At 64.2% G+C, this 20,998-nt stretch carries 20 protein-coding genes and 1 pseudogene; 13 read left to right on the top strand and 8 right to left on the bottom strand.

Annotation, left to right across the window (positions count from 1 at the left end; genetic code table 11):
- Positions 1 to 162: 162 nt before the first annotated feature.
- Positions 163 to 2,286 carry a putative bifunctional diguanylate cyclase/phosphodiesterase gene (locus LB513_RS07900; RefSeq protein ID WP_224662923.1) on the top strand — a complete coding sequence of 708 codons (2,124 nt, stop codon included), beginning with the start codon at positions 163 to 165 and terminating at the stop codon, positions 2,284 to 2,286.
- 51 nt (positions 2,287 to 2,337) lie between these two features.
- Here LB513_RS07900 and LB513_RS07895 read toward each other — a convergent pair whose 3' ends face one another.
- The gene (locus LB513_RS07895) at positions 2,338 to 3,150 is read right to left on the bottom strand and encodes a class I SAM-dependent methyltransferase (RefSeq protein ID WP_224662922.1); all 813 of its coding nucleotides are present in this window, start codon (positions 3,148 to 3,150) and stop codon (positions 2,338 to 2,340) included.
- Between the two features lie 286 nt (positions 3,151 to 3,436).
- Between LB513_RS07895 and LB513_RS07890 the strand changes: the two genes are divergently transcribed.
- From LB513_RS07890 to LB513_RS07865, 6 genes are all read left to right on the top strand, one after another.
- Positions 3,437 to 3,613, top strand: a complete 177-nt coding sequence (locus tag LB513_RS07890) for a hypothetical protein (RefSeq protein WP_224662921.1) — start codon at positions 3,437 to 3,439, stop codon at positions 3,611 to 3,613.
- A 124-nt stretch (positions 3,614 to 3,737) separates the two neighbouring features.
- Entirely contained in the window at positions 3,738 to 4,304 is a 567-nt protein-coding gene (locus LB513_RS07885; protein WP_224662920.1) for an OsmC family protein, read from the top strand.
- Entirely contained in the window at positions 4,304 to 5,596 is a 1,293-nt protein-coding gene (locus tag LB513_RS07880) for an NAD(P)-binding domain-containing protein (protein WP_224662919.1), read from the top strand. The genes LB513_RS07885 and LB513_RS07880 overlap by 1 nt, the downstream gene beginning before the upstream one ends.
- Before the next feature lie 396 nt (positions 5,597 to 5,992).
- Positions 5,993 to 7,534 carry an ATP-dependent nuclease gene (locus LB513_RS07875; protein ID WP_224662918.1) on the top strand — a complete coding sequence of 514 codons (1,542 nt, stop codon included), beginning with the start codon at positions 5,993 to 5,995 and terminating at the stop codon, positions 7,532 to 7,534.
- Positions 7,497 to 7,688 carry a hypothetical protein gene (locus tag LB513_RS07870; RefSeq protein WP_224662917.1) on the top strand — a complete coding sequence of 64 codons (192 nt, stop codon included), beginning with the start codon at positions 7,497 to 7,499 and terminating at the stop codon, positions 7,686 to 7,688. Before LB513_RS07875 ends, LB513_RS07870 begins: the two co-directional genes overlap by 38 nt.
- A gap of 367 nt (positions 7,689 to 8,055) precedes the next feature.
- Entirely contained in the window at positions 8,056 to 8,475 is a 420-nt protein-coding gene (locus tag LB513_RS07865; RefSeq protein ID WP_224662916.1) for a hypothetical protein, read from the top strand.
- A gap of 280 nt (positions 8,476 to 8,755) precedes the next feature.
- Here LB513_RS07865 and LB513_RS07860 read toward each other — a convergent pair whose 3' ends face one another.
- The 4 genes from LB513_RS07860 to LB513_RS07845 all read right to left on the bottom strand — a co-directional run bounded on the left by LB513_RS07860 (position 8,756) and on the right by LB513_RS07845 (position 12,628).
- Positions 8,756 to 9,724 (bottom strand): hypothetical protein, encoded by a 969-nt coding sequence (locus tag LB513_RS07860; protein ID WP_224662915.1) that lies wholly within the window; start codon positions 9,722 to 9,724, stop codon positions 8,756 to 8,758.
- Positions 9,725 to 9,802: 78 nt separating this feature from the next.
- A complete protein-coding gene (locus tag LB513_RS07855) occupies positions 9,803 to 10,045 on the bottom strand; it encodes a hypothetical protein (RefSeq protein WP_224662914.1) in 243 nt (80 codons plus the stop codon).
- A 471-nt stretch (positions 10,046 to 10,516) separates the two neighbouring features.
- Positions 10,517 to 11,482 carry an AraC family transcriptional regulator gene (locus LB513_RS07850; RefSeq protein ID WP_224662913.1) on the bottom strand — a complete coding sequence of 322 codons (966 nt, stop codon included), beginning with the start codon at positions 11,480 to 11,482 and terminating at the stop codon, positions 10,517 to 10,519.
- 177 nt (positions 11,483 to 11,659) lie between these two features.
- Positions 11,660 to 12,628, bottom strand: a complete 969-nt coding sequence (locus LB513_RS07845; protein WP_224662912.1) for an alpha/beta hydrolase family protein — start codon at positions 12,626 to 12,628, stop codon at positions 11,660 to 11,662.
- 284 nt (positions 12,629 to 12,912) lie between these two features.
- Between LB513_RS07845 and LB513_RS07840 the strand changes: the two genes are divergently transcribed.
- The gene (locus LB513_RS07840) at positions 12,913 to 13,296 is read left to right on the top strand and encodes a VOC family protein (protein WP_224662911.1); all 384 of its coding nucleotides are present in this window, start codon (positions 12,913 to 12,915) and stop codon (positions 13,294 to 13,296) included.
- A gap of 5 nt (positions 13,297 to 13,301) precedes the next feature.
- Entirely contained in the window at positions 13,302 to 13,724 is a 423-nt protein-coding gene (gene arr, locus LB513_RS07835; protein WP_411962693.1) for an NAD(+)--rifampin ADP-ribosyltransferase, read from the top strand.
- A 222-nt stretch (positions 13,725 to 13,946) separates the two neighbouring features.
- On the opposite strand, the gene LB513_RS07830 is transcribed toward arr, so the two are convergent.
- Complete coding sequence (locus LB513_RS07830; RefSeq protein ID WP_224663336.1) at positions 13,947 to 15,491, bottom strand: alpha/beta fold hydrolase; 1,545 nt, start codon at positions 15,489 to 15,491, stop codon at positions 13,947 to 13,949.
- Between the two features lie 203 nt (positions 15,492 to 15,694).
- Here LB513_RS07830 and LB513_RS07825 point away from each other — a divergent pair, with 203 nt between their 5' ends.
- Positions 15,695 to 16,330: a class I SAM-dependent methyltransferase gene (locus tag LB513_RS07825; RefSeq protein WP_224662909.1), complete on the top strand. Its 636-nt coding sequence runs from the start codon at positions 15,695 to 15,697 to the stop codon at positions 16,328 to 16,330.
- A 29-nt stretch (positions 16,331 to 16,359) separates the two neighbouring features.
- On the opposite strand, the gene LB513_RS07820 is transcribed toward LB513_RS07825, so the two are convergent.
- Positions 16,360 to 16,986: a DNA-3-methyladenine glycosylase gene (locus tag LB513_RS07820; protein ID WP_224662908.1), complete on the bottom strand. Its 627-nt coding sequence runs from the start codon at positions 16,984 to 16,986 to the stop codon at positions 16,360 to 16,362.
- Positions 16,987 to 17,096: 110 nt separating this feature from the next.
- Between LB513_RS07820 and LB513_RS07815 the strand changes: the two genes are divergently transcribed.
- On the top strand, positions 17,097 to 18,245 hold the full coding sequence (locus LB513_RS07815) for an amidohydrolase (RefSeq protein WP_224662907.1): 1,149 nt from the start codon (positions 17,097 to 17,099) through the stop codon (positions 18,243 to 18,245).
- 24 nt (positions 18,246 to 18,269) lie between these two features.
- Here the strand turns inward: LB513_RS07815 and LB513_RS07810 are convergent, their stop codons facing one another.
- Positions 18,270 to 19,775 carry an ATP-binding protein gene (locus LB513_RS07810; RefSeq protein WP_224662906.1) on the bottom strand — a complete coding sequence of 502 codons (1,506 nt, stop codon included), beginning with the start codon at positions 19,773 to 19,775 and terminating at the stop codon, positions 18,270 to 18,272.
- 192 nt (positions 19,776 to 19,967) lie between these two features.
- Between LB513_RS07810 and LB513_RS07805 the strand changes: the two genes are divergently transcribed.
- Entirely contained in the window at positions 19,968 to 20,273 is a 306-nt protein-coding gene (locus tag LB513_RS07805; protein ID WP_224662905.1) for a hypothetical protein, read from the top strand.
- Between the two features lie 159 nt (positions 20,274 to 20,432).
- A pseudogene (locus tag LB513_RS07800) lies at positions 20,433 to 20,803 on the top strand (endonuclease domain-containing protein).
- Positions 20,804 to 20,998: the final 195 nt, after the last annotated feature.

The raw sequence follows: 20,998 nt of genomic DNA, 5'->3' as shown, positions 1-20,998 counted from the left end.
AACCGGGCCGCGTCAGCCTTGCTCTATTGCGGCCCGGGGGCCCGCCCCTGCGGACACAAGTAACCGCTTCGTAACCACGGCAGCGTGCAATTCATAAGCAATCGCTTTGTCAACCATTTGCAGGTAAGGTGTTCCAATAAACAAGAAGAAACCGGGCCCGCAATGTTCAAATTATCATCTGTTCGCGCTCGTTTGATTTCTTACTATTTGCTCTCCGTCGCGTTGCTGGTGGGCGTCAGTGTCTATGCACTGATCCAGATGCTGGCGCTCGACAGACTGACGGAATCCCTCGACCGCAGGTGGATCGTGGGCACGCGTGTTCTGGGCGAGATGGCGGATCTGCTCTCCGAGACACGCCTGGCCGAAACCCGGCTTGCCCTGGCGATGGACCAGCAGACGACCGACAAGGCGGTCGCCGATGCTGACGGCTTCCTCACATCGCTCGGTTACCAGCGGGCCGCCTATGGGCTGTTGCACAAGACCGAGGAAGAGCAACGCCTGCTGGCGACCTTCGACAGCGCCTGGGACAACTGGGTGGCGCAACATCGCGCATGGCTGGCGCTGCCGCCGGACCAACGGCTGGCGACCTCGCCGGCCTTCCAGAGCGGCGCCGAGGCGCTCTACCAGAGCGCCGACGACGCCATCGACGCGCTGGGCGACGTCAACGCGGCGGGAGCGGCCGCGGCCGGCGCGCGGGCCGACCACATCGTCGACACATCAGGGACGATCTTCGGGATTGTCGTCTTCTTCGCATTGCTGCTGGCGAGCTGGGTGACATGGATCATCCACAGCAGCATCTCGCAGCCGCTCGCCTCCATCACCAAGGCCCTGTCGGAACTGGCCGCCGGAAACCGCGGCATCGTCATCCCCCAAGTCGGCCGGCATGACGAGATCGGCAGCATGGCCGCGGCCTTCGAAGTGTTCCGCAACAACGCCGTCAAGCTGGAGGAGTCGCAGGCCCTTGCCGAGGCGCTGGCCCGCTACGACACGCTGACCGGCCTGGCAAACCGCCGCGTCCTGGCCGAAGAGCTCGAGAAAGCCTTGAGCCGCGTCGATCGCGGCGAGGCGCCCTTCGCGGTGCTGCTGATCGACCTCGACCGCTTCAAGCCGGTAAACGACATCCATGGCCACAGCGCCGGCGATCTCGTGCTGGGCGAAATCACCGCGCGACTGCGGGCGGTCGTGCGCAAGCACGACACGCTGGCGCGCATCGGCGGCGATGAATTCGCCATCATCTGCGACCTGGCCGACGAGGGTCGCGATTCCACCAGCATGCCGATCGCCCTTGCGGAGCGTATCATCGCGGCGGTCGCAGCGCCGGTCGCCATCGGCACGAGGATGGTGGAGGTCGGCGCCAGCATCGGCATAGCACTCTGCCCCGCAGACGGCGTGAATGCGGAGGCGCTGCTGCGCGCCGCCGACATCGCCATGTACCGCGCCAAGCAGGCGGGCCGGGGACGGTTCCGCTTCTACGAAGAGAGCATGGACACGGAACTGAAGGCGAAGGCGGCGATGGAAGCCGACGTCCAGCGCGGCCTGGCCGCCAGCGAGATCGAGCCGCACTACCAGGCGCTGATCGAGCTCTCCGGCGGGCGGCTGCTCGGCTTTGAAATCCTCGCGCGCTGGCGCCATCCGGAAAAGGGCCTGGTCGCGCCCGACCTGTTCATCCCCGTCATCGAACGGCTTGGGCTGATGACGGAGTTCACCCTGACCATGTTGCGGCGGGCCTGCCTCGACGCGAAGGAATGGCCGGCCGACCTCAAACTGTCGCTCAACGTGTCGCCGCACGAACTGACGGATGTTCTTTTCCCCGTCCGCCTGCTTGCCGTCCTTGCCGAAAAGGACTTCAAGCCGAGCCGGCTGGAGATAGAAATTACCGAGAACGCCCTGGTGGCCGACCTTGCGACGGCCAAGACGATCCTCCAGGCGCTGCAGAATGCCGGCATCAAGATCGCGCTCGACGATTTCGGCACGGGCTACTCCAGCCTGTACCATTTGCGCGAGCTCAAGCTCGACAAGATCAAGATCGATCGCAGCTTCATCAAGTCCATGAAGGACAATGCCGAAAGCACGAAGATCGTGAACGGCATACTCGGCCTTGCAAAGAGCCTGGCCCTGCCGGCGACAGCGGAGGGGATCGACGACGCCGATATACTGCTGCGCCTCAGCGACGCCGGCTGCGAGATCGGACAGGGCAATTATTTCGGCAAGCCGATGCCCGCAACCGACGCCTCGAAAATTGCCCGCCAGCCGCGCGGCAAGGGAAAGCTGCGCGTCGTCGCGTGAGCCGGGCTGCGTGATCTATCCACGTCGCTTGTCAGCCCTGTAGGCCAAGGCTCAGGGCGCGCGCGCCGCCACCACCAGCGCGCTGATGCGTCCCCTCACCTCGCCTTGCCCGAACCGTTGCGCAATGGCGTCCGCCGCGACCTGCGTCGCCGCCTCCAGCGAGCCGCCACGCGCCTCGATCTCGGCGCGCAAGGGCGTGCCCTGGCAATAGGCGGCGGCTGCCTCATAAGGCGACGACGCCGAGCTCACCGCTTCCACCGTGTCGATGGCGACATCGTGGAACCCGGCCGCATGCAGATCGGCGCGGATGGTGTCCGCATCGTGATAGCCATGCGGCGTCCTGGCCAGGAAGAGCGGCGGATCGCCGGGAAAGAGCCGGCCGAGCGCCTGTGTGACCACATCCGCGAACTCGTTCTCTTCGATCGCGCTCCAGACATTGAACAGGAAATGGCCGCCGGGCCGCATCACCCGCCGCGCCTCGCCATAGGCGCCCACCCGGTCGGGGAAGAACATCGCGCCGAACTGGCAGACCACGGCGTCAAAGCCTGCATCTTCGAAAGGCAGCGCCTGCGCATCGGCCTGCCGCCAGCTGATGCGCGCGTCATGCGCCATGCGTGTCTGCGCGTGGTCGAGCATGGGCTGGTTGAGGTCTGTGGCAACGATGCGCGCTGACGCGGGCAGCGTCGCCGCCAGCGCCCGCGTAACCACGCCCGTGCCGGCCGCCACCTCGAGCAATGTAGAAGGCGCGAGCTTCGCCACCCGCTCGGCCAGGTCGCGCGCATAAGGCTCGAAGATGAGCGGCACCATTGCCCGGTCGTAGAATTCGGGAATGGAACCGGTGAACAGCTTGTCGCTCGTCGACATGGCCCCTCCGAGAGTTTCGACATTGTCCCCCCATCCTGTGGCACCAGCCACATCGTCGTCAATGGCCCTTTGCAGTCTTGGCGATGGTTCGGCGCGAGAGCGGCCTGCAATGAAAACCGGGCGAAGCAGCCTGCGTTCACGAAGACGGGACTATTCCCCGCCCACACGACGTTGTTACGGAGCGGGCGTTTTGGTGCAACCTTGCAGATACAAATGTGGAGCATTGAACACGCCTCGTGTGGTCGCCGCAACCAGGCGGCGGCCGTTCGACCGGCAGGAGAGGACGATGTCGATGTTTGAAACGCTGGCCCGCTACCGGGCGGCCTACAGGGATGCGCGCGAGGCGCGCAGGGGCGAACGGATACTGAACAGCCTGCCGCCGGACATCCAGAAGGACATTGGCTGGCCGGTCACGCACCACCCCAAACGGCTCTCGTCGAACAGCTGGGGCAGGATCCTCTGACCGCGCCGCAGGGCCGGGGCGCATACGATTCCACGCCGGCTCCCATGCCGTGTCCCACAGGCGCGTGAGAAGACAAGGGCCCGGCCGCAGAACCATTTCAACCGCAACCAACAGGAGCAAGACCATGACCGAACACACAGACATCGCGACCAATGGCGTCAATGTAGCCGCCCTGCTCGGCGCTCGCGAGGCGCTGAAGGACGCGCCCGAGGCCGCCCGCTTCAAGTGGCGCGCGACCAGCGAGTGGGTGAAGGGCACCCACAACCGCGCCATCGTCGACGGCTTCTTCGGCCTCGGCGAGGAGCAGAAGCACCGCCAGACCTACACATTCGAATCCGACCATCCCGAGATCTTCGCCTCGCAGGACAATGGCGCGACGCCGGTGGAGTTTATCCTGGTTGGCCTTGCCGGCTGCCTGACGGCCGGCATCGCGGCGGTCGCGCAGAACCGCAACATCCAGCTCCACTCGGTCAAGGCGACGCTGGAAGCCGGCATGAACATCCAGGGCATTCTCGGCGCCGATCCGGACGTGCGCAACGGCTTCGACGGCATCAAGGTGCATTACGACATCGACGCCGACGCCAGCGCCGACGACATAGCCGCACTCGTCGCGCAGTCGCAGAAGCGCTCGGCCGTGTTCGACATCATCACCAACCCGACCGATGTGACGGTCACCACGAGCAAGGCCTGATGAGCAGACGCGCACAGCGCGCCATCGCCGGCACCGTTGACGTCGTCGTCATCGGCGCCGGCCATTCGGGCCTGGCGATGAGCTGCCTGCTTGGCCGGCGCTCGATCGGCCATGTGGTTCTGGAACAGGGCGAGATCGCCAACAGCTGGCGCACGCAGCGCTGGGACTCGATGCGCCTTCTGACGCCGAACTGGATGGCGCGGCTGCCCGGCCATGCCTACCGGGGCGATGACCCGGACGGCTATATGCGCGCCGGGGCGCTCGCCGATTTCATCGCCGCCTATGCCAAATCGTTTTCCGCGCCGGTGCTGACGCGCACCCCTGTCGGCAGGGTCTCGCGCGGCAGCCGTGGCTATCGGGTGGAGACGCCGCGCGGCGACTGGCTGTGCCGGGCCGTCGTGCTGGCGTCCGGCGCCTTCTCCAAACCGTCCGTGCCGCGCCTGGCTGAATCCATCCCCGCCGCCATCGAACAGCTCCCTGCGCAGGCCTACCGCAATCCGCGCCAGCTTGCCCCCGGCGGTGTGCTGGTCGTCGGCGCCTCCGCGACCGGCCTGCAATTGGCGCAGGAGATCCAGCTCAGCGGAAGGCCAGTCACCCTTGCCGTGGGCGAACATGTGCGGCTGCCGCGCCTTTATCGGCAGCGCGACATCCAATGGTGGATGCTGGCGACCGGCGCGCTGGACCAGCGCATCGAAGAGGTGGACGACCCCGACCGCGCCCGCAGGGTGCCCTCGCCGCAGCTCGCCGGCACGCAAGAGCGCGCCACGCTCGACCTCAACCTGCTGCAGCGGCAGGGCGTGCGGATCGTCGGGCGCCTGGCCGGCATGCGCGGCGCGACGGCGCAGTTTTCCGGGTCGCTGCGCAATGTCTGCGCGCTGGCCGATTTGAAGATGAACCGGCTGCTGGCCTCGATCGACCAATGGGCCGAGGCCAGCAGGCCCGAAGGCATCGGCCCCGCCGAGCGCTTTGCCGCCACCGAGATCCCCGAGGCGCTGCCGCTGGCGCTGCAACTGGGCCAAGACATAAGCACCGTGCTGTGGGCCACGGGGTTCCAGCCGGACTTTTCCTGGCTGGACCTGCCGGTCTTCGACGCCAGGGGCCAGCTCAAGCACGATCGCGGCATCGTCGCCATGCCCGGCCTCTATGTGCTCGGCCTGCCCTATCTGCGCCGCCGCAAATCCAGCTTCATCCACGGCGCCGAAGACGACGCCCGCGAACTGACCGCGCATCTGGCGGCGTATCTGGACAGCACGGCCGAGAGTGCGGTGCGCCTGCGCGCGGTGGCGAGGTGACGGGCGGGGGGAAGCTTGATCGGGCGGCTTCGATGGCGGCGGCCCGGAAGGCGCCTTGGCGCGCCGGAGCCTCCTTTGATGTCTCACCTTGTGCGTTAGAGAAGGCGCATGTCTGAGCGACCGGTTTGGGACCGAGTGCGGGCTGTCCGGTTCTGATTAATCGACGCAGAAAGCCGCCGTTCGGCACCCGAGCCCCTTGTCACCGTTCGGAATGCTGCGTACGCCGACCGAAACTTGCCATTCAAAGACATCCGATTTTGGCTCAAACGAAGAGCGACCTGATCGCTATAGCGGCAACCGGACGAGACTGCATTCGTTAAACGCCTAGCCGCGAAAGGTCGTCTTCCGGCCAATCCGCAAAGGTGCGAATACTTCGCTTGTTGAAGGGATTCGAAGATGGCGATCGACTACAAGCTTTCGAAGATTGTTATCAGGAAATTTCGCGGCGTGGACAACATGGAGTTTGATCTTCGCGATGGGTTTCCAACCTTGCTCATTGGCTCGAATAACGCTGGCAAATCCACGGTACTAACTGCAATCGCGCTGACTCTGAACAACCCGTCGTTCAGCCAATGGACTGCAGAAGAGATGGACTTCTATGTCGACACCAATGGCAGCCGCGTCAACGAGTTTGTGATCCGAGTGCTATTCAGTGCCGATCGTGAGGAAGGGTACCCGGCGGTTCATGGCGTGGGGGCGGTACAAGTCGTCTATGGCGTTCAGATGAAGGGCAAGAGGACGAAGGCCGGCAAGATCAGTTGCAGCCGCACATTGCTCGACTCAAATCTGCAAAGCATCACGATCTCCACCAGGTCGCCGCTGAGCGTTGGCGACAAGCAGAGGTTTGCGGAGCATGACGTGAACTACCGGCCCGTGAACGCTCGCCTCGACGACATTTACGACTTTATGCCCGAGGTCTGGCTATTTAAGCCGCAGAACATCGAGGCGTCTTTGTATGTTTGGAGAACGGGCCCGATCCAGAAGCTATCGAAGCTGCTGGCCCAGCGGTTCCTCGTTGACGATTGGGTGCTCGAAGTACCGGGCGGGAGTCGCAAAATGCCCGACGCCTTACACGCGGCATACGGTTTCTTTCGCAGAGCCGTCGATGACTTCCCGTTCTGGAAGAATGAAATGAAGCCCAAGCTTGAGGAAATCTTCGGACGCTACGTGGGCGCGCCCGCCCAAATCGACCTCAAGCCCAGCACGCAAGTCATTGAGGACTGGCTGGCGCAGCAGCTTGCCATTTCGCTGGCGACAGATCCGGAGAGTGCACCGACTCCGCTCCGTAGTATGGGTGATGGGTGGCAGGCAGTGATCCGACTGGCGGCACTGGAGGCGCTTACCGAGTTCAAAGACCTTATCAAGGAACGGGTAGTGCTTCTGCTTGAGGAGCCAGAAACCCACCTGCATCCCCACCTACGCCGGCGAATCCGCAAGGTTCTTGCTCGCCTTGCTGACAAGGGTTGGGTGATCGTCATAACGACGCACTCGCCGGAACTGGTCACCTTCGATTCCAAGCAGGTGATCCACCGCCTAGTTCGCCACGGCGGCAAGGTGTTGTGCGGGACCGTTCACACGGATTCGATCGATCCCGAAGCAAAGCTCCAGTCCAAGCTCGACGAGCGGGGTGCGCATGACTTCCTGTTCAGCAACGGCGCCATTTTCTGCGAGGGCAAGGACGACGGCTTCGCGACGCGGCTGGGCTTCGAAAAGACCGGCGTCGACTATGACGGGCGATCGATAAGCATTACGCAGTGTGGTGATCGGGGCAATCCCTGCCTTTACCTCCATCTCCAAGCAGCTAGGCATCCGATGGTGCGCGCTGACAGACGAGGACTTGCTGCCAGATGGAGCTGTCAAGCCTATGACAACGAAGGCACGGCAGAAAATCCAGAAGCACTTGAGTGCCACCGACCTGATTTTAATGTGGCCGGGTGATTTGGAACGGTGCTTTGGGGTGATGACGGGAAAGGCAACGCCGGAAGTGGTGCTGAACAAGCTTTGTGATCCTGCGTGGCAGACCGCACATCCAGACTTCAAGAAGATTCTTGCCGACTTGGCCGCGTGGATTGATCCGAATATTGCGATCTAGTTGACGGGCGCGCCCCGGCGACCTCCCAGACTATCCGACAGCCAGGTCTCCCGCTAGCCTACCAAAAGCCTACAGTCTCTTTCCACCCAATAGCGGTTGTCGAGAGCTTCTCGGGGTGACTGAAGACGGGCGGAGGACATAGCATGACTAGTAATTTCCCGCGCAGAATGAGGGCAGGCGAATGTTAGATCATCGATCGAGATGGAGTGTTCTCCGGCGTTTGGGAAACTCCCGCGTTGCTTCGGCGACCATTGTGGTACCTCTCGTAGGTTATCTCCTGCTGTTCAACGCCCAAATCGTACAATATCTTAGCATACACACCGAATTTTGTGGGCAAACCGAATGTGTCCCATCGGTACGGCTTCTGTTGCTGTATCTCGGCGCCTGTTCGATCGCGACAGGGGCAGCGCTGTACGGCATTAGATGCCCATCGCTCATCAAAAAATATGACTCGGCCGCGGCCTTCTTCGACGCCGAGAAAGCCTATTTCAGCCAACCACGAAACCACGACTATCTCTTAAAGCTAATCAGATTGGGAACAGAGACAGAGCCGCTGGCTAACGACGCGCCGGATTTCAGCTACAAGGGCGCAATACGGGACATCGATCCGAATTGCCTCGCAGATCCAATGGGAGAGCTTTATCGGCTCCTTAATGTCTCGCGTTCGAAAAGCAGAGTGGCCGCGCTCGTGGCTTATTGCCTCGGCATCTTGTTGCTACTTATTCCCAGCGCGATAACGTTCGGCCAAGTGTTGGCGTCCTTCGATTGGAGCAGCTTAGCGTCGTAACTCCGGTATCGATCTATACGGTGCTAAACCGTCGGTCTGCTTTTGCGTGAGAGGGTGCTTACCCTCACGCGTCTGCCCGCCTTCCAGCTCCGTGGTGCCAGCCAGCGCTGGCGGATTGAGAGTGACCCAATTCCCTCTCCTGGGGCTTCATCGGCCAAAGGAGAAACGGGACTGCCAGAAACACGGAATAAAGGGGCCATTTCCGGAAGACCCGGTGGCAGCATGTGATTGGCAAAAGCCGACATTCTGCTGGAGCCCTCCGGAATGTGCTTGGACGGGCTTAGTCTGCCTCGACTAAGGCCAAGGCGATCGCCTTTGAGATGGCGATCCCAGTAAGCTGCTCTATCCATAGCCACTGACCAGACGGGTTGATTTCCAAAAACACCAAATCTCCCTTGGTGTCTTCCACAAAATCGATACATCCGAAGTGCAATCCCAGCCGATCCATTAAAGAAAAAACCATGTCATTAACACGGTCACCTAACTCAACGGCCACGTGCGGCAAAAGACCTGACACATTCATAAATCTGAAATCTGTCTTGGTATCTTCCCGTGACTGTGAGTCTATCGAACACGCGAAGATTTTTCTCCCCACTACTGTGACTCTGATATCGCTTCTTTTCTCTATACGTTTTTGAAAAATGGCCGGCGACCATCGTAGAGTTTCATAGAGCGAACCCGTCATATCTTCCGTTAATTCTCTCGTATACATATACTCTGTTTCGTATTTAAAACCAAAGTCGAATTTACTTCTCTCGGTTGGAGATAGAGCATTGAAGGCGGCCTGGTTAAATCTACGTAAGGGAACTTGGGAGGCCGAGACAGCTTTGAAAATCGTGCGTCCAACGTTCTTGGAGAAGGCTAAAGCCTCCAATGCGCTATTCGTAATAACCGTTGGCGGCACCACGAACCCAATGCTTTGAGCAGTGGTAAGTTGCAGCACTTTATTCGACGCAATTTTTTCTCTATCTGGCCTATTGAGCCAAAAGCAATCATCAAGGTGGGGCAATCCTGAAAGTAAAGAGGACAACTCGCTGAAAGCGAGCATTGTGGAAACTTCGTCAAAACTTGACGGATAGATGGGAAAGCCCCAACGCCTCATCCATACAGAAGTCGGCTGAAAATCGGCAATTTCCTTGTTTTCGATCCGAAACGATGGACCGCCTTGCCCTATATTTGCCGTCCAAAGATGCGAGGAAGCTGCGAATTCATAGTCAACGCGGAGCACCTCGGCGTCAAAATCCTTCAAATGGTGGATTACATGATCTGTGCAAACCTCATTAAGTGAGGAAAAAATTAGAACCCGAGCGTCGGTCACCTCTAGTATCTAGATGGTGGTATCACCCAACTCACCCGGCCCTCCGCCGGCAGGCGCGGTCGATCCTACGCCTTCCCCGAATGGCACGACCTGCGAAAAGGTGTCACCATTCGTCATCGCTGTGTCCGAGAAGACACTCGTATGACCATCAGCCGACTTAACATCGTGTTTTACAGCCCACTTGAGTATAAACGGCTTATCGATTTTTCCGCCTTCGATTTCGCCTAGCACATAGGTCTTCTTGTCGCTCACGGACTCGCTCCATGTTGGTGTGAATAACGCTCGTCTAATCCCACCGGGCTGCAACGCTGCGCGGGCTACCTGTTTTCACTCCGCCCAATTCGCAGCCCTCTGAATATGATGGCAGCGCTTTGCTCTGCTTAGAAGCCATATTATTTCGCTACTGATCCGCGTTTGCAAGCGGGTGCTATTTTAATGATGACCGAGCTAGCGACAAAGGTGATGTCCAAGGCAAAAAGCAGGGTTGGCCGCTGTCCAAAATGGACGCGCACTACACCTACAGTTCATGCTCCGGCAGCGTCTGCTTTCAAGCTGTGATGTTGGAGTTGAAGGCCGAGATGCGGGGCGCAAATCAGTCGTCCACCCCCACTATCCCCGCAATCCCCACCAGCAGCGCCGCCTGCTCGCCCACTCAGTGGCCTTCCCCCGCCGCAGGCGAAGGTGTCGGACCGATTGCGCACAGCGCGGCTGCGCGCGCGTGCCTCAGCCTGGCTGCATCATTGCGTTGCGGCTGCGCCAGGCCTGGGGGCTGAGGCCCTCCCAGCTGCGGAATGCCCGGTAGAACGAGGTGGTGTCCTGGAACCCGAGGATGCAGGCGACCTCCGCGACATCGGCATCGGGGTCCGAGAGCAGCTTGTGACCCAACTCCTTTCGCGCCTCCTGCACCAGCGCCCGAAAGCTGCCGCCCTCGTCGGTGATGCGCCGCTGCAAGGTGCGCTCGCTCGTCCCGAGGTTGCGCGCCACAGCGGAGATTTCGGGGCGCCCGCTGGCAAAGCCGCGCTTCAGCACGGCCTTGACCTGCTCCGAGAACGAGCTGCGAGGCCTCAGCCGGCTAAGGCTTTCCTCCAGCGCGGGGGTGATGATTTCGATCAGCTCGGCATTGTAGCCGGGAAACGGGCGATCGAGATCGGACGCCTTGAACACGAGCGTGTCGTTGGCTTTTCCTGGGACGATGGGGCAACCGAAGAAGCTGTCCTGTGCGGCGGTCGGCGCACCGCTGCGGGTCAGTTCCAGCCGCAGCGGGGTCAGTCGCTGGCCGGTGCCGCGCCGGCCAAGCGACAGCAGAAACGCGAAGCTGACATCGACCGAGAGGTCCGGTTCCAACGCTTCGGCGTGAAACCAATATTTGTGGATATGGACCTCCGAACCGCGCTCCTCCACCGTGATCCGCTCCGGCATCGTGAACTGCTTGAACCGCGCGACGCGCTTGATGCCGTCGCGGAAATCGCAGGCGTGGCATGCGGCCACGAACATGGGCTGGTGGCCAACCGATTCCGTCGCCTGAACAAAGCGGAGCCAATAGTCCGGGTCCCCCGCGAGGTCCGACATCGCGGTCCACAGGGAGAACAGTTGCGCGGTGCTGACGAAGCGCCTGATATCGAGGTGCAGCGTCACCGGCAAGCGGGCCTGGCGCAGCACCGCAACCGGGTTCAGGCCGGTCGCCTGCATCGCCGACCAGAAGGACTGCTGCAGGCGGCATTTGTCGGGAATGCTGTTTGTCATCTCGGCACATCATCAGCCCAGCTTGATTTGGCGGTCAAGACCGTGACGCATTGTGCTGCGCCACGGCCCGGTGTTGCGTGAGCGGGGCGCGCCCATCACGTTGCCCGGTCCGGCCTGCGCATGTCACTTGAGCTCGACCCGGGCATGGTCGGCGCAATGCGCGACGAGCGCCTGCCTTGCCACCGTCCAGGCGTCGTCGCCCTCGTACAAGGCCGAGCGCAGATAGGCCCATGTCGTTCGAAGGACGATCTCCAGGCGCTCCGGGTCCTCATCGTCGGTTTCCTTGGCATCATAGCCCGCTATGCCGCCGAGGCCGTGCTTGCCGCCGATAATTGTCATGAGGGCGTCCGCGCCGCGGCTGTCATGGAAGGCGTCGGCATGCCAGGCCGGACCACGGACCGTCAGATGCGCAGAGGCGTCCTCATCGCCGATCACCACCAGGGTCCTGGTGGTCAGATGGGAGAAGTCGGGGTTGAAGAAGGAGTAGCGGCTCGCCGCCATCTCGCTCAGCGAAGCCCCGCCATTGCCGGGCGCCGTCAGCATGATCCCCGCGGCGATGCGCGGTTCACGCATGTCGATGTTCTGCGCGTCCGGATCGTTCGGATCGGTCAGCCGCGCGCCCAGCAGAAGGCCTGCGGTCTGCCCGCCCATCGAGTGGCCGATGACAGCGACGCGGCTGCGATCGATTTGGCCCGCGATTGCCGGGACGGCAGCCTCGATCGTGTCGAGCTGGTCGAGAATGGCCGTCATGTCTTCGACGCGCGAGCGCCAGAAGAGCGGGCCGCCCGCAGAATCGGCCGGCATGCCCGCGACCTTCGAATTGAGGTGGGTTGGCTGGATCACGACGAAGCCATGCTCTGCGTAGAAATTGACGAGCGGCCCATAGCCATCTTTCGACGGAAGGTAGAGCGAGGGCCCATGGCCATGCGAAAGCAGCACCACTGGCAGCTTGTCGCCGATCACAGGCGCCGTGATGCGCAGTTCGAGCGGGATCGGGCGGTTTTCGACCTGGAGGACCACGGGGTTGATCGAGATCGTCTGGCTCGGATCACTGACCGGGATCAGCAGGGCATCCTTGATGAGATTGTTCATGTGTCTTACTCCATCTGGCCGGGACCGATGTTGGCCGGGTAAGATCACGCTATGCCACCTGCCGCGTTTGATCATTGGCGCTTTCCGCCAATCGATTTGCATATGACGCCAAGCGAAGCGTTCGACCGGCAGCGGGGCGCGTGCAGTCCAAGCTTGGATCAAACCACCCCCAGGGCGCGCCGGGGCCTCCTTCGATGTCTCACTTTCTGCATTCTGCCGTCCGCCCGAATGTCGGAACCGGAGCCGGCCATACGTCCTTTGGGTGTCAATCAAGGAGGAATTCCATGAACGCATTCAACGCAAAATCTTCCTCGGCCATTGTCGCGGTCAGCGATCTCGATCGGGCAAGGCGCTTCTATAGCGATGTGCTGGGACTTGAACTCAACGACGAAGCCATGGAAGGCGTGCTGGTCTACAAGACCGGTGCGACGCATCTCGTCGTCTACCCTTCGGACTCCGCGGGCACCAACAAGGCCAATGCCGTGGTGTGGGACTGCGGACAAGATATCGACGCCATCGTCGCCGACCTGCGTGCCAAGGGCGTGACCTTCGAGCGCTATGAGATGGAAGGCGTGTCCTACAAGGACGGGGTCCACGATGCGAACGGGTTCAAGATGGTCTGGTTAAAGGACCCCGACGGCAACATCCTCCATCTGAACAGCGCATGAGCGTGATGACTAAAGCGCCGCAGCAAGGGCCGTTCTTTCACGGCACGATCGCGGATCTACGCGTGGGTGACTTGCTCACGGCAGGATACCGCTCCAACTATCGTCCCGAGGTGATCATGAACCATGTTTACTTCACCGCTCTTGTGGACGGTGCCGGGCTTGCTGCTGAGATCGCGGCGGAGCTTTCCGGGCGCGGCGCGGTCCCACGTGTCTATGTCGTCGAGCCGACCGGGCCGTACGAAGACGACCCGAACGTGACGGACAAGAAATTTCCCGGCAATCCCACCCGCTCCTATCGCAGCAGCGCACCACTCAGGGTCGTCGGCGAGATCACGCAGTGGACACGGTTGACGCAGGAGGCGCTCCAGATGTGGAGAGAGCGACTGGCCGCCCTGCGTACGAACAAGCGAGGCGAGATCATCAACTGACGCACGGCGTCCTCGCGACTGGCACCTCTGCGTCGGCGGCAAATCTCACGCCGGCTTGCAGCCTGTGCGCAGGAGCGCCAATTTCCTTGCGATGTCGCCCCGCTTACGACAGGATTGCTTCGCCGGTCCAGCGGCATGGTAAGACGAGTTGAGTGCGTCGCGGCAATCGGAGCCTGCGCGATGGGGAAAGCAGCTCGGCGAACGCCGCTTTGACGACCAGGTTTAGCGGGCGCTCTTGCCACCCCGCACCATCCCCCCAATCCCCTCCAGCAGCGTCGCCTGCTCGCCCACCCAGAACCAGTGGTCCTCCCCCGCTACCTCGACGAATCGCGCCCCTTCTATGCGCGCCGCCAGGTCCCGGCCGGCCTCGACGCGCACGGCGCGGTCGCCGCTGCGGTGCAGGACCAGGGTCGGCGCTTTCACCCTCGACAGAAGCGGGCGCACGTCGGCGTCGCGCAGGGCGCGCAGCAGGCCGGCCAGGGCGCCTGGGCTGGAGGCGGCCCTGAGCAGGCCGGCCCACCAGACGCGCGCCTGGCGGTCGCTGGCGACGCTTGGCGCAAAGGTCTCGATTTCAGCCGGCCCGCCCCAGCCGGCCAGCAGGCGCCGCTGCCAGAGGTCGTATTGCGCCGGAGTGAGCGCGTGGGGATAGTCGGGCGCGCGGCTGCCCTTGGCGAGCGAACCCCACAGCACCAGGCCGCTCAGCCGGCCGGGGTGGTCGACGGCGAAGCGGATGCAGCCCGGCCCCCCCTCGGAGGCGCCGACCAGCAAGGCGCGGCGGCTGCCTGCGGCGTTCATCACCGCCATGATATCGCGCGCGGTCGCCTCCACGGTCGGGCTGGCGCCGACGCGGTCGGACAGGCCCATGCCGCGCCGGTCGAACAGGATCAGCCGGCCGAGCCGCGACACGGCATCAAGCCAGGCGCGGCAGTGCGGGTCTTCCCAGATGCGCTCGACATGCGAGATGAAGCCCGGCACCAGCACGATGTCGGCCGGGCCGTCGCCCACGGCGTGCCAGGCGATGTGGATGCCGTCGACCTCGACATAGCGCGTCCTCGGCGCCTCGGCATCCGGCGCGCGCAGCAGAGCGAGCGTCGCGGGGTCGGGCGCGACGCCCAGTTCGTCGCGCAGCAGCCGCGCGCAGGCTTCTAACTGGCGCTCGGCCGCCGCCTTGTCGCCCGCCGCCAGATGCGCGCGGATGAGATGGCGGTGCGCGCTTTCGCTCAGCGCGTCAAGCGCCGTGAGCCGCGTGGCATGGAGGACGGCGGCGTGGGCATCGCCGGTCGCGATCCGCGCTTCCACCAGCCGCTCCAGCGCCTGCATCAGCCGGCTGCGCAAGGCCTCGCGGCGGAAGAACACCCATTCCTCGAATTCCGGGCAATCCGGCAGCGAGAAGCCGGCGAGATAGTCGCCTTTGTAGAGTTCGGCGGCCGCCTCGAACCGGCCGGCATCGCAGGCGCGCTCGAAGGCGCCTGCGTCGATCTCGACGGACAGCGAGGGGGCAAGGGCGAGCGACGCCGCGCCGGCGGCGATGATTTCGCAACCGAAAGCCATGCGGATTTTGTAGAGCGTGCGCCTCAGGCGAGCGCGTGCGGCGTCCGCGTCGGCCTCTGGCCACAGCAGCGTGGCGGCGACATCGCGCGCTATCGGTCCGCCGGCCTCGGCCAGGTGGATCAGCAGCGCCGCCGCCTTGCGCAGCGCAAGCTCCACCCGCCGCCCGTCCAGGCGGAACTGGGGAAAGCCGAGAAGGCGCAGCTCCAACCGCTCCATCGATCCGCACGCGGCCGCCCGGCAGTTCAAGAGGACGCCGAGGGGACGCCGGCCGTCTATCCATCCCCGCGACGCCGGGCCGCTGAGGCCCCGGTCAGGAACCCTTGGAGCGAGAAATGCCGTCGGTCAATGCCTCCCCTCATCTCTTGGTCGAAGCTTACGCGGACGCTGCTGGCGGCTCGTCAAGGCAGGGTGGTTGAGCCATGTGCCAGACCTGCCTGTCCTGGTATGCGCGCTGCGTCGCGCCCTATCTCGTCCATTTCGGCTGCTCGGCCAGAGCCTTCGCGCGGATGCGCGAGCGCGTCATTCCGCTGGCGCAGGGCACGGTGGTGGAGGTCGGCTTCGGCTCCGGCCTCAACCTGCCCTATTACGACCCCGCCCGCGTGACGCGGCTTGTCGGCATCGACCCCGACGGCACCATGCTCGGCCTCGCCGCAGCGAAAACTCACGCGCTGCCCTTCCCCGTCGAATGCCTGCGCGCCGGCGGCGAGAGCCTGCCGCTGGCCGATGGCTTTGCCGACACGGTGGTCGTCACCTATGCCTTCTGCACCATCCCCGATCCGCAGGCAGCCCTTGCCGAGATCCGCCGCGTGCTGAAGCCCGCCGGCCGGCTCATCTTCATAGAGCATGGCCAGGCCGCGGGGCCAAGGCGGCGCCGCTGGCAGCACCGCCTCAACGGGCTGTGGGGGTCGATCGCCGGCGGCTGCAACCTCAACCGCGATCCGCTGGCGCTGATCCGCGCCGCCGGCTTCCGCCTCGTCGACCGCCAGCACGGACGCTTCCCGCTACCTCTGTGGCACCTCGGCAACCACCATGCCGGCGTCGGATACCTGCGATGAAGGAGTCTTGCGAAGAGGACCCCCACCCATCACCGATTCAGCAATTTCGTCCCGCTGACGAACGGATTGCCCCTGACGTAAAACCGCAGCGGCCGATCGGCATCCTTGGTGATGCCGATCCTGACGCTGGCGCCGATCTCGCCGGCCTCGCTTTCGCCATGCGCCAGCCAGAGCGGACCCTGCCGGCAGAGGTCGAGCCCGTCCAGCGAACGGTCGATCCGCAAGGCCTGGGCCAGCCGTCCCGGCCCGCGCGTCAGGTCGCGCAACCGGTCGAGACCGCGATTGGCCCGCATGATCTCGATGCCGTCGAGCGGCTCGAGCGCCCGGATCAGCACGCCGGTCCCGATGCCCGCCGCCTCGCTGGAGACATTCAGCATCATCGAGATGCCATAGGCGAGATAGACATAGGCGTGACCGCGCTCCAGGAACATCGACCGGTTGCGCGGCGTCATGCCTCGGAAGCCATGCCCGGCGGCATCGCCGACGATATAGGCCTCGGTCTCGACGATCCGGCCGCTGACGATGCCTTCGGGCAGGGCCCGCACCACAAGCTTGCCGATCAGTGCTCGGGCGAGCGCGACCGTGTCGTCCGGCAGCTCGGCGCGGTCGATGGGCGGATAGGCGTCGGCCCCGCTCACAACCTCCCTATCGTCCATAGCCCAACTCCCCGATCATTGATGTCGCGCCAATGCATATTTCGCGCAACGTGGCTCTGGAGCAATGGCTGCTTTTGTGGACAATGCGTGGGGAAGACGGAGGAAACAGCGTGACCCTGACAAATCGAGACATCATCGAAGTAACCGAATGGCGCCGCCGGCTGCACCAGAACCCGGAAATCTCCAACGAAGAGGAGAAGACGGCGCAGGCCGTCGTCGACTTCCTCGCCGACACGCGCCCGGACAAAGTGCTGACCGGACTGGGCGGGCATGGCGTCGCCGCGGTGTACGATAGCGGCAAGCCGGGGCCGACGCTTTTGTTCCGCTCGGAGATCGATGCGCTGCCGATCGAGGAACTGTCGGGCCTACCGCACGCCTCGCGAGTGCCGGGCAAGTCGCATATGTGCGGCCATGACGGACATACGGCCATCGTGGCGTCGATGGGCCGCCAGCTGGGGCGGGAGCGGCCGGCGCGCGGCCGCGTCGTGCTGATGTTCCAGCCGGCCGAGGAGACTGGCAATGGCGCGGCCGGCGTCGTGGCCGATCCGCGCTTCGGCGAGATCGCTCCGGATTTCGCCTTCTCGGTGCACAATCTGCCCGGCGTGCCGTTGGGCGAGGTGCGGCTGAAGCCTGGCGTGGTCAACTGCGCCTCGCGCGGCATCCGCATCATGCTGGAAGGCAAGACGGCGCATTCCTCCATGCCGGAAACCGGCGTCTCGCCGATGCCGGCGATCAGTGAGCTGATGCCGGCCCTGCCGGCGCTCGGCCGCGCCACCTTCGCCGATGACGATTTCGCCATGGTCACCGTCACCCATGCGGAGATGGGCGAGGCCGTGTTCGGCATCGCCCCCGGCCATGCCGAGGTCTGGGCGACGCTGCGCACCAGGCAGGACGAGCGCATGGCCGATCTGTGCGCCGCCGCCGAGGCGCTGGTCACCAAGACCGCCGCCGCGCATGGGCTTGCCCCGACCTGGACCTATCACGAGGTCTTCGTCGCCAGCGTCAACGCGCCCGAAGCGGTGGAGCATCTGCGCCAGGCGCTGCGCGAGGAAGGCGTCTTGCATGGCGAGGAAGCCCTGCCGATGCGCGCCTCGGAGGATTTCGGCCTGTTCGGCCACAACGCGCCGTCGGCGATGTTCTTCCTCGGCGCGGGCGAACGGCACCCGGCGCTGCACAATCCCGACTATGATTTTCCCGACGATCTGATCCCGATCGGCTCGCGGATCTTCATGCGCACGGCGCGCAACCTGCTGGGCTGACCGGCGAGCTTGCCCGGAGTTTGGTCAGAGAGCCAAACTCCCCTGCTCCACCTCGCCGGCGTTGGGGTCCCCCGGCGCCGTCGCCCAGGCGAGTTCGACCAGCGTCACCGTGCGCCGCCCGGTTCCGTCGAGCTGGCACACGATCAGGCCCTGCTCCTCGATATAGGTCAAAAGCCGCCGGGCCCGGCGCATCGAGTGCGAGCCATAGGCGCGGGCGATCGCCGCGTCGCTGGGGCAAGGCCAGCCCTCCTTGGCGGCGCGCGCGATCATCATGAACACGCCCTGCATGTCCTCGGGCAGCACGGAGGCGCGCACCGAGACGTCCTGCCATACGTCGTCGCCCGCCGCGATGTCGGAGCCGAGCCCGGCGCGGGCGTGTGTCAGCATGCGGCGAAACTCCGGCAGGTCGGGCACCACCGAGGCCAGCCCTTCGATGCGGCAGCGCACGACGAACTCCTGGTAAAGCACGCCGATGACGCGGAACCCGGCATCGGGCTGCGCCAGTATGGCGCGCAGCACACGGTCGACACGCTCCCTGCGGTCCGCCAGATCCTCGGCGCTGGCCTGCGGCTGCGCCGGTTCGGGCCGCATCTCCCGGGCCGCTGATTTCGACGCCATCAGCTGGTCGAGCAGGTCCGGCGAGGCCGTCCGGCGCGGCGCGCGCACCGCCTCGGGCGGCGGCGCCGCCAGGATGATGGCGCGCGCGTCTTCCAGCGCCGCCTCCGGCAGCGGCAGCAGCCGCGGCGTGCCGTTGCGCGGGCTGGTTTCGGTCGGGCCGATGCGAAGCCCGAGCGGGCGGCGCGACAGTGCCGGCCCAAGCGCCATGAACTGCCCGCGCTCGAGGTCGCGGAACGCTTCCGCCTGCCGCCGCTCCATGCCAAGCAGGTCTGCCGCGCGCGCCATGTCGATGTCGAGGAAGGTGCGGCCCATGAGGAAATTGGAGGCCTCGGCCGCGACATTCTTGGCGAGCTTGGCGAGCCGCTGCGTGGCGATGATGCCGGCCAGCCCGCGCTTGCGGCCCCGGCACATCAGATTGGTCATGGCGCCGAGCGAGAGTTTGCGCGCTTCGTCCGAAACCTCGCCGGCCACCGCGGGCGCGAAGAGCTGCGCCTCGTCCACCACCACCAGCATTGGGTACCAATGGTCGCGCGCGACTTCGAACAGGCCGCCAAGAAAGGCGGCGGCGCGCCGCATCTGGTTCTCGGCGTCGAGCCCTTCGAGGTTGAGCACGGTGGAGACGCGGTGGATGCGCGCCCGCTCGCCCGCCGCCTGCAGGCCGCGCTCCGTATGTTCCTCGGCGTCGATGACCAGATGCCCGTGGCGCTCGCCCAGCGTCACGAAGTCGCCTTCGGGATCGATGATGGTCTGCTGCACCCAGGGCGCGCTCTGTTCCAGGAGCCGGCGCAGCAGATGCGACTTGCCGGAGCCGGAATTGCCCTGCACCAGAAGGCGCGTAGCCAGCAATTCCTCGAGATCCAGCGTCGCCGGGGCGCCCGCCGACGTATGTCCCATCTCGATCGCAACCGTCATGTCAGACTCAACGCTCCTTCGCAGATGGGCTTATCAACCCGGGCAGAGCCAGTCGAGCACCGATGGCCGGCGGGCGCCCGTTGCGCACAGCCAAGGCGCATGTCCGAGTGCGCCATGGTGCAAACTTTGGGTTGACCCCTTCGAACCGCGAGGCGACACTCCAGCGCCGTCATAGCCGCATGGAGGAGAACGATGGACCAGCCCGAGCAATGGCGCCACATGTCGAGCGCGCCCAAGGATGGCAGCCGCATCCTCGTCACCGTGCGCCCATCCGAACAGGGCCCGGCCGAGGTCGACCTCGCCTACTGGGCGCGCGCCGACCAGTTCGCCGGCGAAGGCTGGCGCGCCTCGGACTCCTCGCCCGGCCGCGTCATCGAATATGCCGACCCCGAACTGAAATGCTGGATGCCCCTGCCCGCCGCCAACCCCAGCCGCGCCACGATGCCAGCCCCCTGGGAGGGCGAGGACGCGCTGCAACTGGACGGCTCGGGGATCTAAGCGCCAAGGGCGAAGCTGCCGATCTCCCCTCGTGGGGGGTTGAGGAATGGTCCGCGAAGCGGATGGAAAGCCAATTGCTTGGCTTTCCAAATGACGAACGGCCGGCAGGCCAGAGAGGGGCGCCGTAGAGCGCTGACCTTACATCAACACCGATCGACAATGCCGCACACGCCATTGCATCCGCGAAACCGCGCAAACGCCAAGTCGATGCGCAAGATCATGACTGACGCCGAGCTGAAACTCTGGAACGAGCTTCGCGCGCATAGGCTGATGGGTCTGGGCTTTCGCCGCCAATATCCGATCGCCGGCTACATCGCCGACTTTGCGTGTCCGGCAAAAAAGCTCGTCGTTGAGGTTGATGGTTCGCAGCACGCCGAAGAGAGCAAGCTCGCCGATACCGCTAGGACAATGCGCCTCGAACGAGATGGCTGACCGTGCTCCGGTTCTGGAACGGCGATGTTCTGCACGACATCGAAAATGTCTGCCAGCACATTGTCATTGTCGCGGGTCTGGGGGGGCCGGACGGCTAGGCCAGCGGGCCAGCGCCCCCCTCTGTCCTGCCGGACATCTCCCCCACATGGGGGGAGATTAGCCATTCATCGCCGGTCTTCGCCAAACTTTCACTGCCGCAAGAAAAGCGCCAGCGGCCGAGCTGCCAATCTCCCCACCCGTGGGGGAGATGGCCGGCAGGCCAGAGGGGGGCGCCGTAGAGCGCTGACCTTCAT

Origin of the sequence: Mesorhizobium sp. ES1-1, assembly GCF_020164785.1 — a bacterium.
In the GTDB taxonomy this organism is placed as follows: domain Bacteria; phylum Pseudomonadota; class Alphaproteobacteria; order Rhizobiales; family Rhizobiaceae; genus Mesorhizobium.
This window is presented reverse-complemented; position numbering and strand designations above follow the sequence as displayed.

Bases quoted from the DNA above. Each gene is read 5' to 3' on its own strand.
- LB513_RS07840 (WP_224662911.1), top strand. From the start codon at position 12,913: ATGAACGCATTCAACGCAAAATCTTCCTCGGCCATTGTCGCGGTCAGC.
- LB513_RS07845 (WP_224662912.1), bottom strand. From the start codon at position 12,628: ATGAACAATCTCATCAAGGATGCCCTGCTGATCCCGGTCAGTGATCCG.
- LB513_RS07820 (WP_224662908.1), bottom strand. From the start codon at position 16,986: ATGGACGATAGGGAGGTTGTGAGCGGGGCCGACGCCTATCCGCCCATC.
- LB513_RS07825 (WP_224662909.1), top strand. From the start codon at position 15,695: ATGTGCCAGACCTGCCTGTCCTGGTATGCGCGCTGCGTCGCGCCCTAT.
- LB513_RS07810 (WP_224662906.1), bottom strand. From the start codon at position 19,775: ATGACGGTTGCGATCGAGATGGGACATACGTCGGCGGGCGCCCCGGCG.
- LB513_RS07830 (WP_224663336.1), bottom strand. From the start codon at position 15,491: ATGGAGCGGTTGGAGCTGCGCCTTCTCGGCTTTCCCCAGTTCCGCCTG.
- LB513_RS07850 (WP_224662913.1), bottom strand. From the start codon at position 11,482: ATGCAGGCGACCGGCCTGAACCCGGTTGCGGTGCTGCGCCAGGCCCGC.
- LB513_RS07900 (WP_224662923.1), top strand. From the start codon at position 163: ATGTTCAAATTATCATCTGTTCGCGCTCGTTTGATTTCTTACTATTTG.
- LB513_RS07885 (WP_224662920.1), top strand. From the start codon at position 3,738: ATGACCGAACACACAGACATCGCGACCAATGGCGTCAATGTAGCCGCC.
- arr (WP_411962693.1), top strand. From the start codon at position 13,302: ATGACTAAAGCGCCGCAGCAAGGGCCGTTCTTTCACGGCACGATCGCG.
- LB513_RS07875 (WP_224662918.1), top strand. From the start codon at position 5,993: ATGGCGATCGACTACAAGCTTTCGAAGATTGTTATCAGGAAATTTCGC.
- LB513_RS07880 (WP_224662919.1), top strand. From the start codon at position 4,304: ATGAGCAGACGCGCACAGCGCGCCATCGCCGGCACCGTTGACGTCGTC.
- LB513_RS07895 (WP_224662922.1), bottom strand. From the start codon at position 3,150: ATGTCGACGAGCGACAAGCTGTTCACCGGTTCCATTCCCGAATTCTAC.
- LB513_RS07890 (WP_224662921.1), top strand. From the start codon at position 3,437: ATGTCGATGTTTGAAACGCTGGCCCGCTACCGGGCGGCCTACAGGGAT.
- LB513_RS07805 (WP_224662905.1), top strand. From the start codon at position 19,968: ATGGACCAGCCCGAGCAATGGCGCCACATGTCGAGCGCGCCCAAGGAT.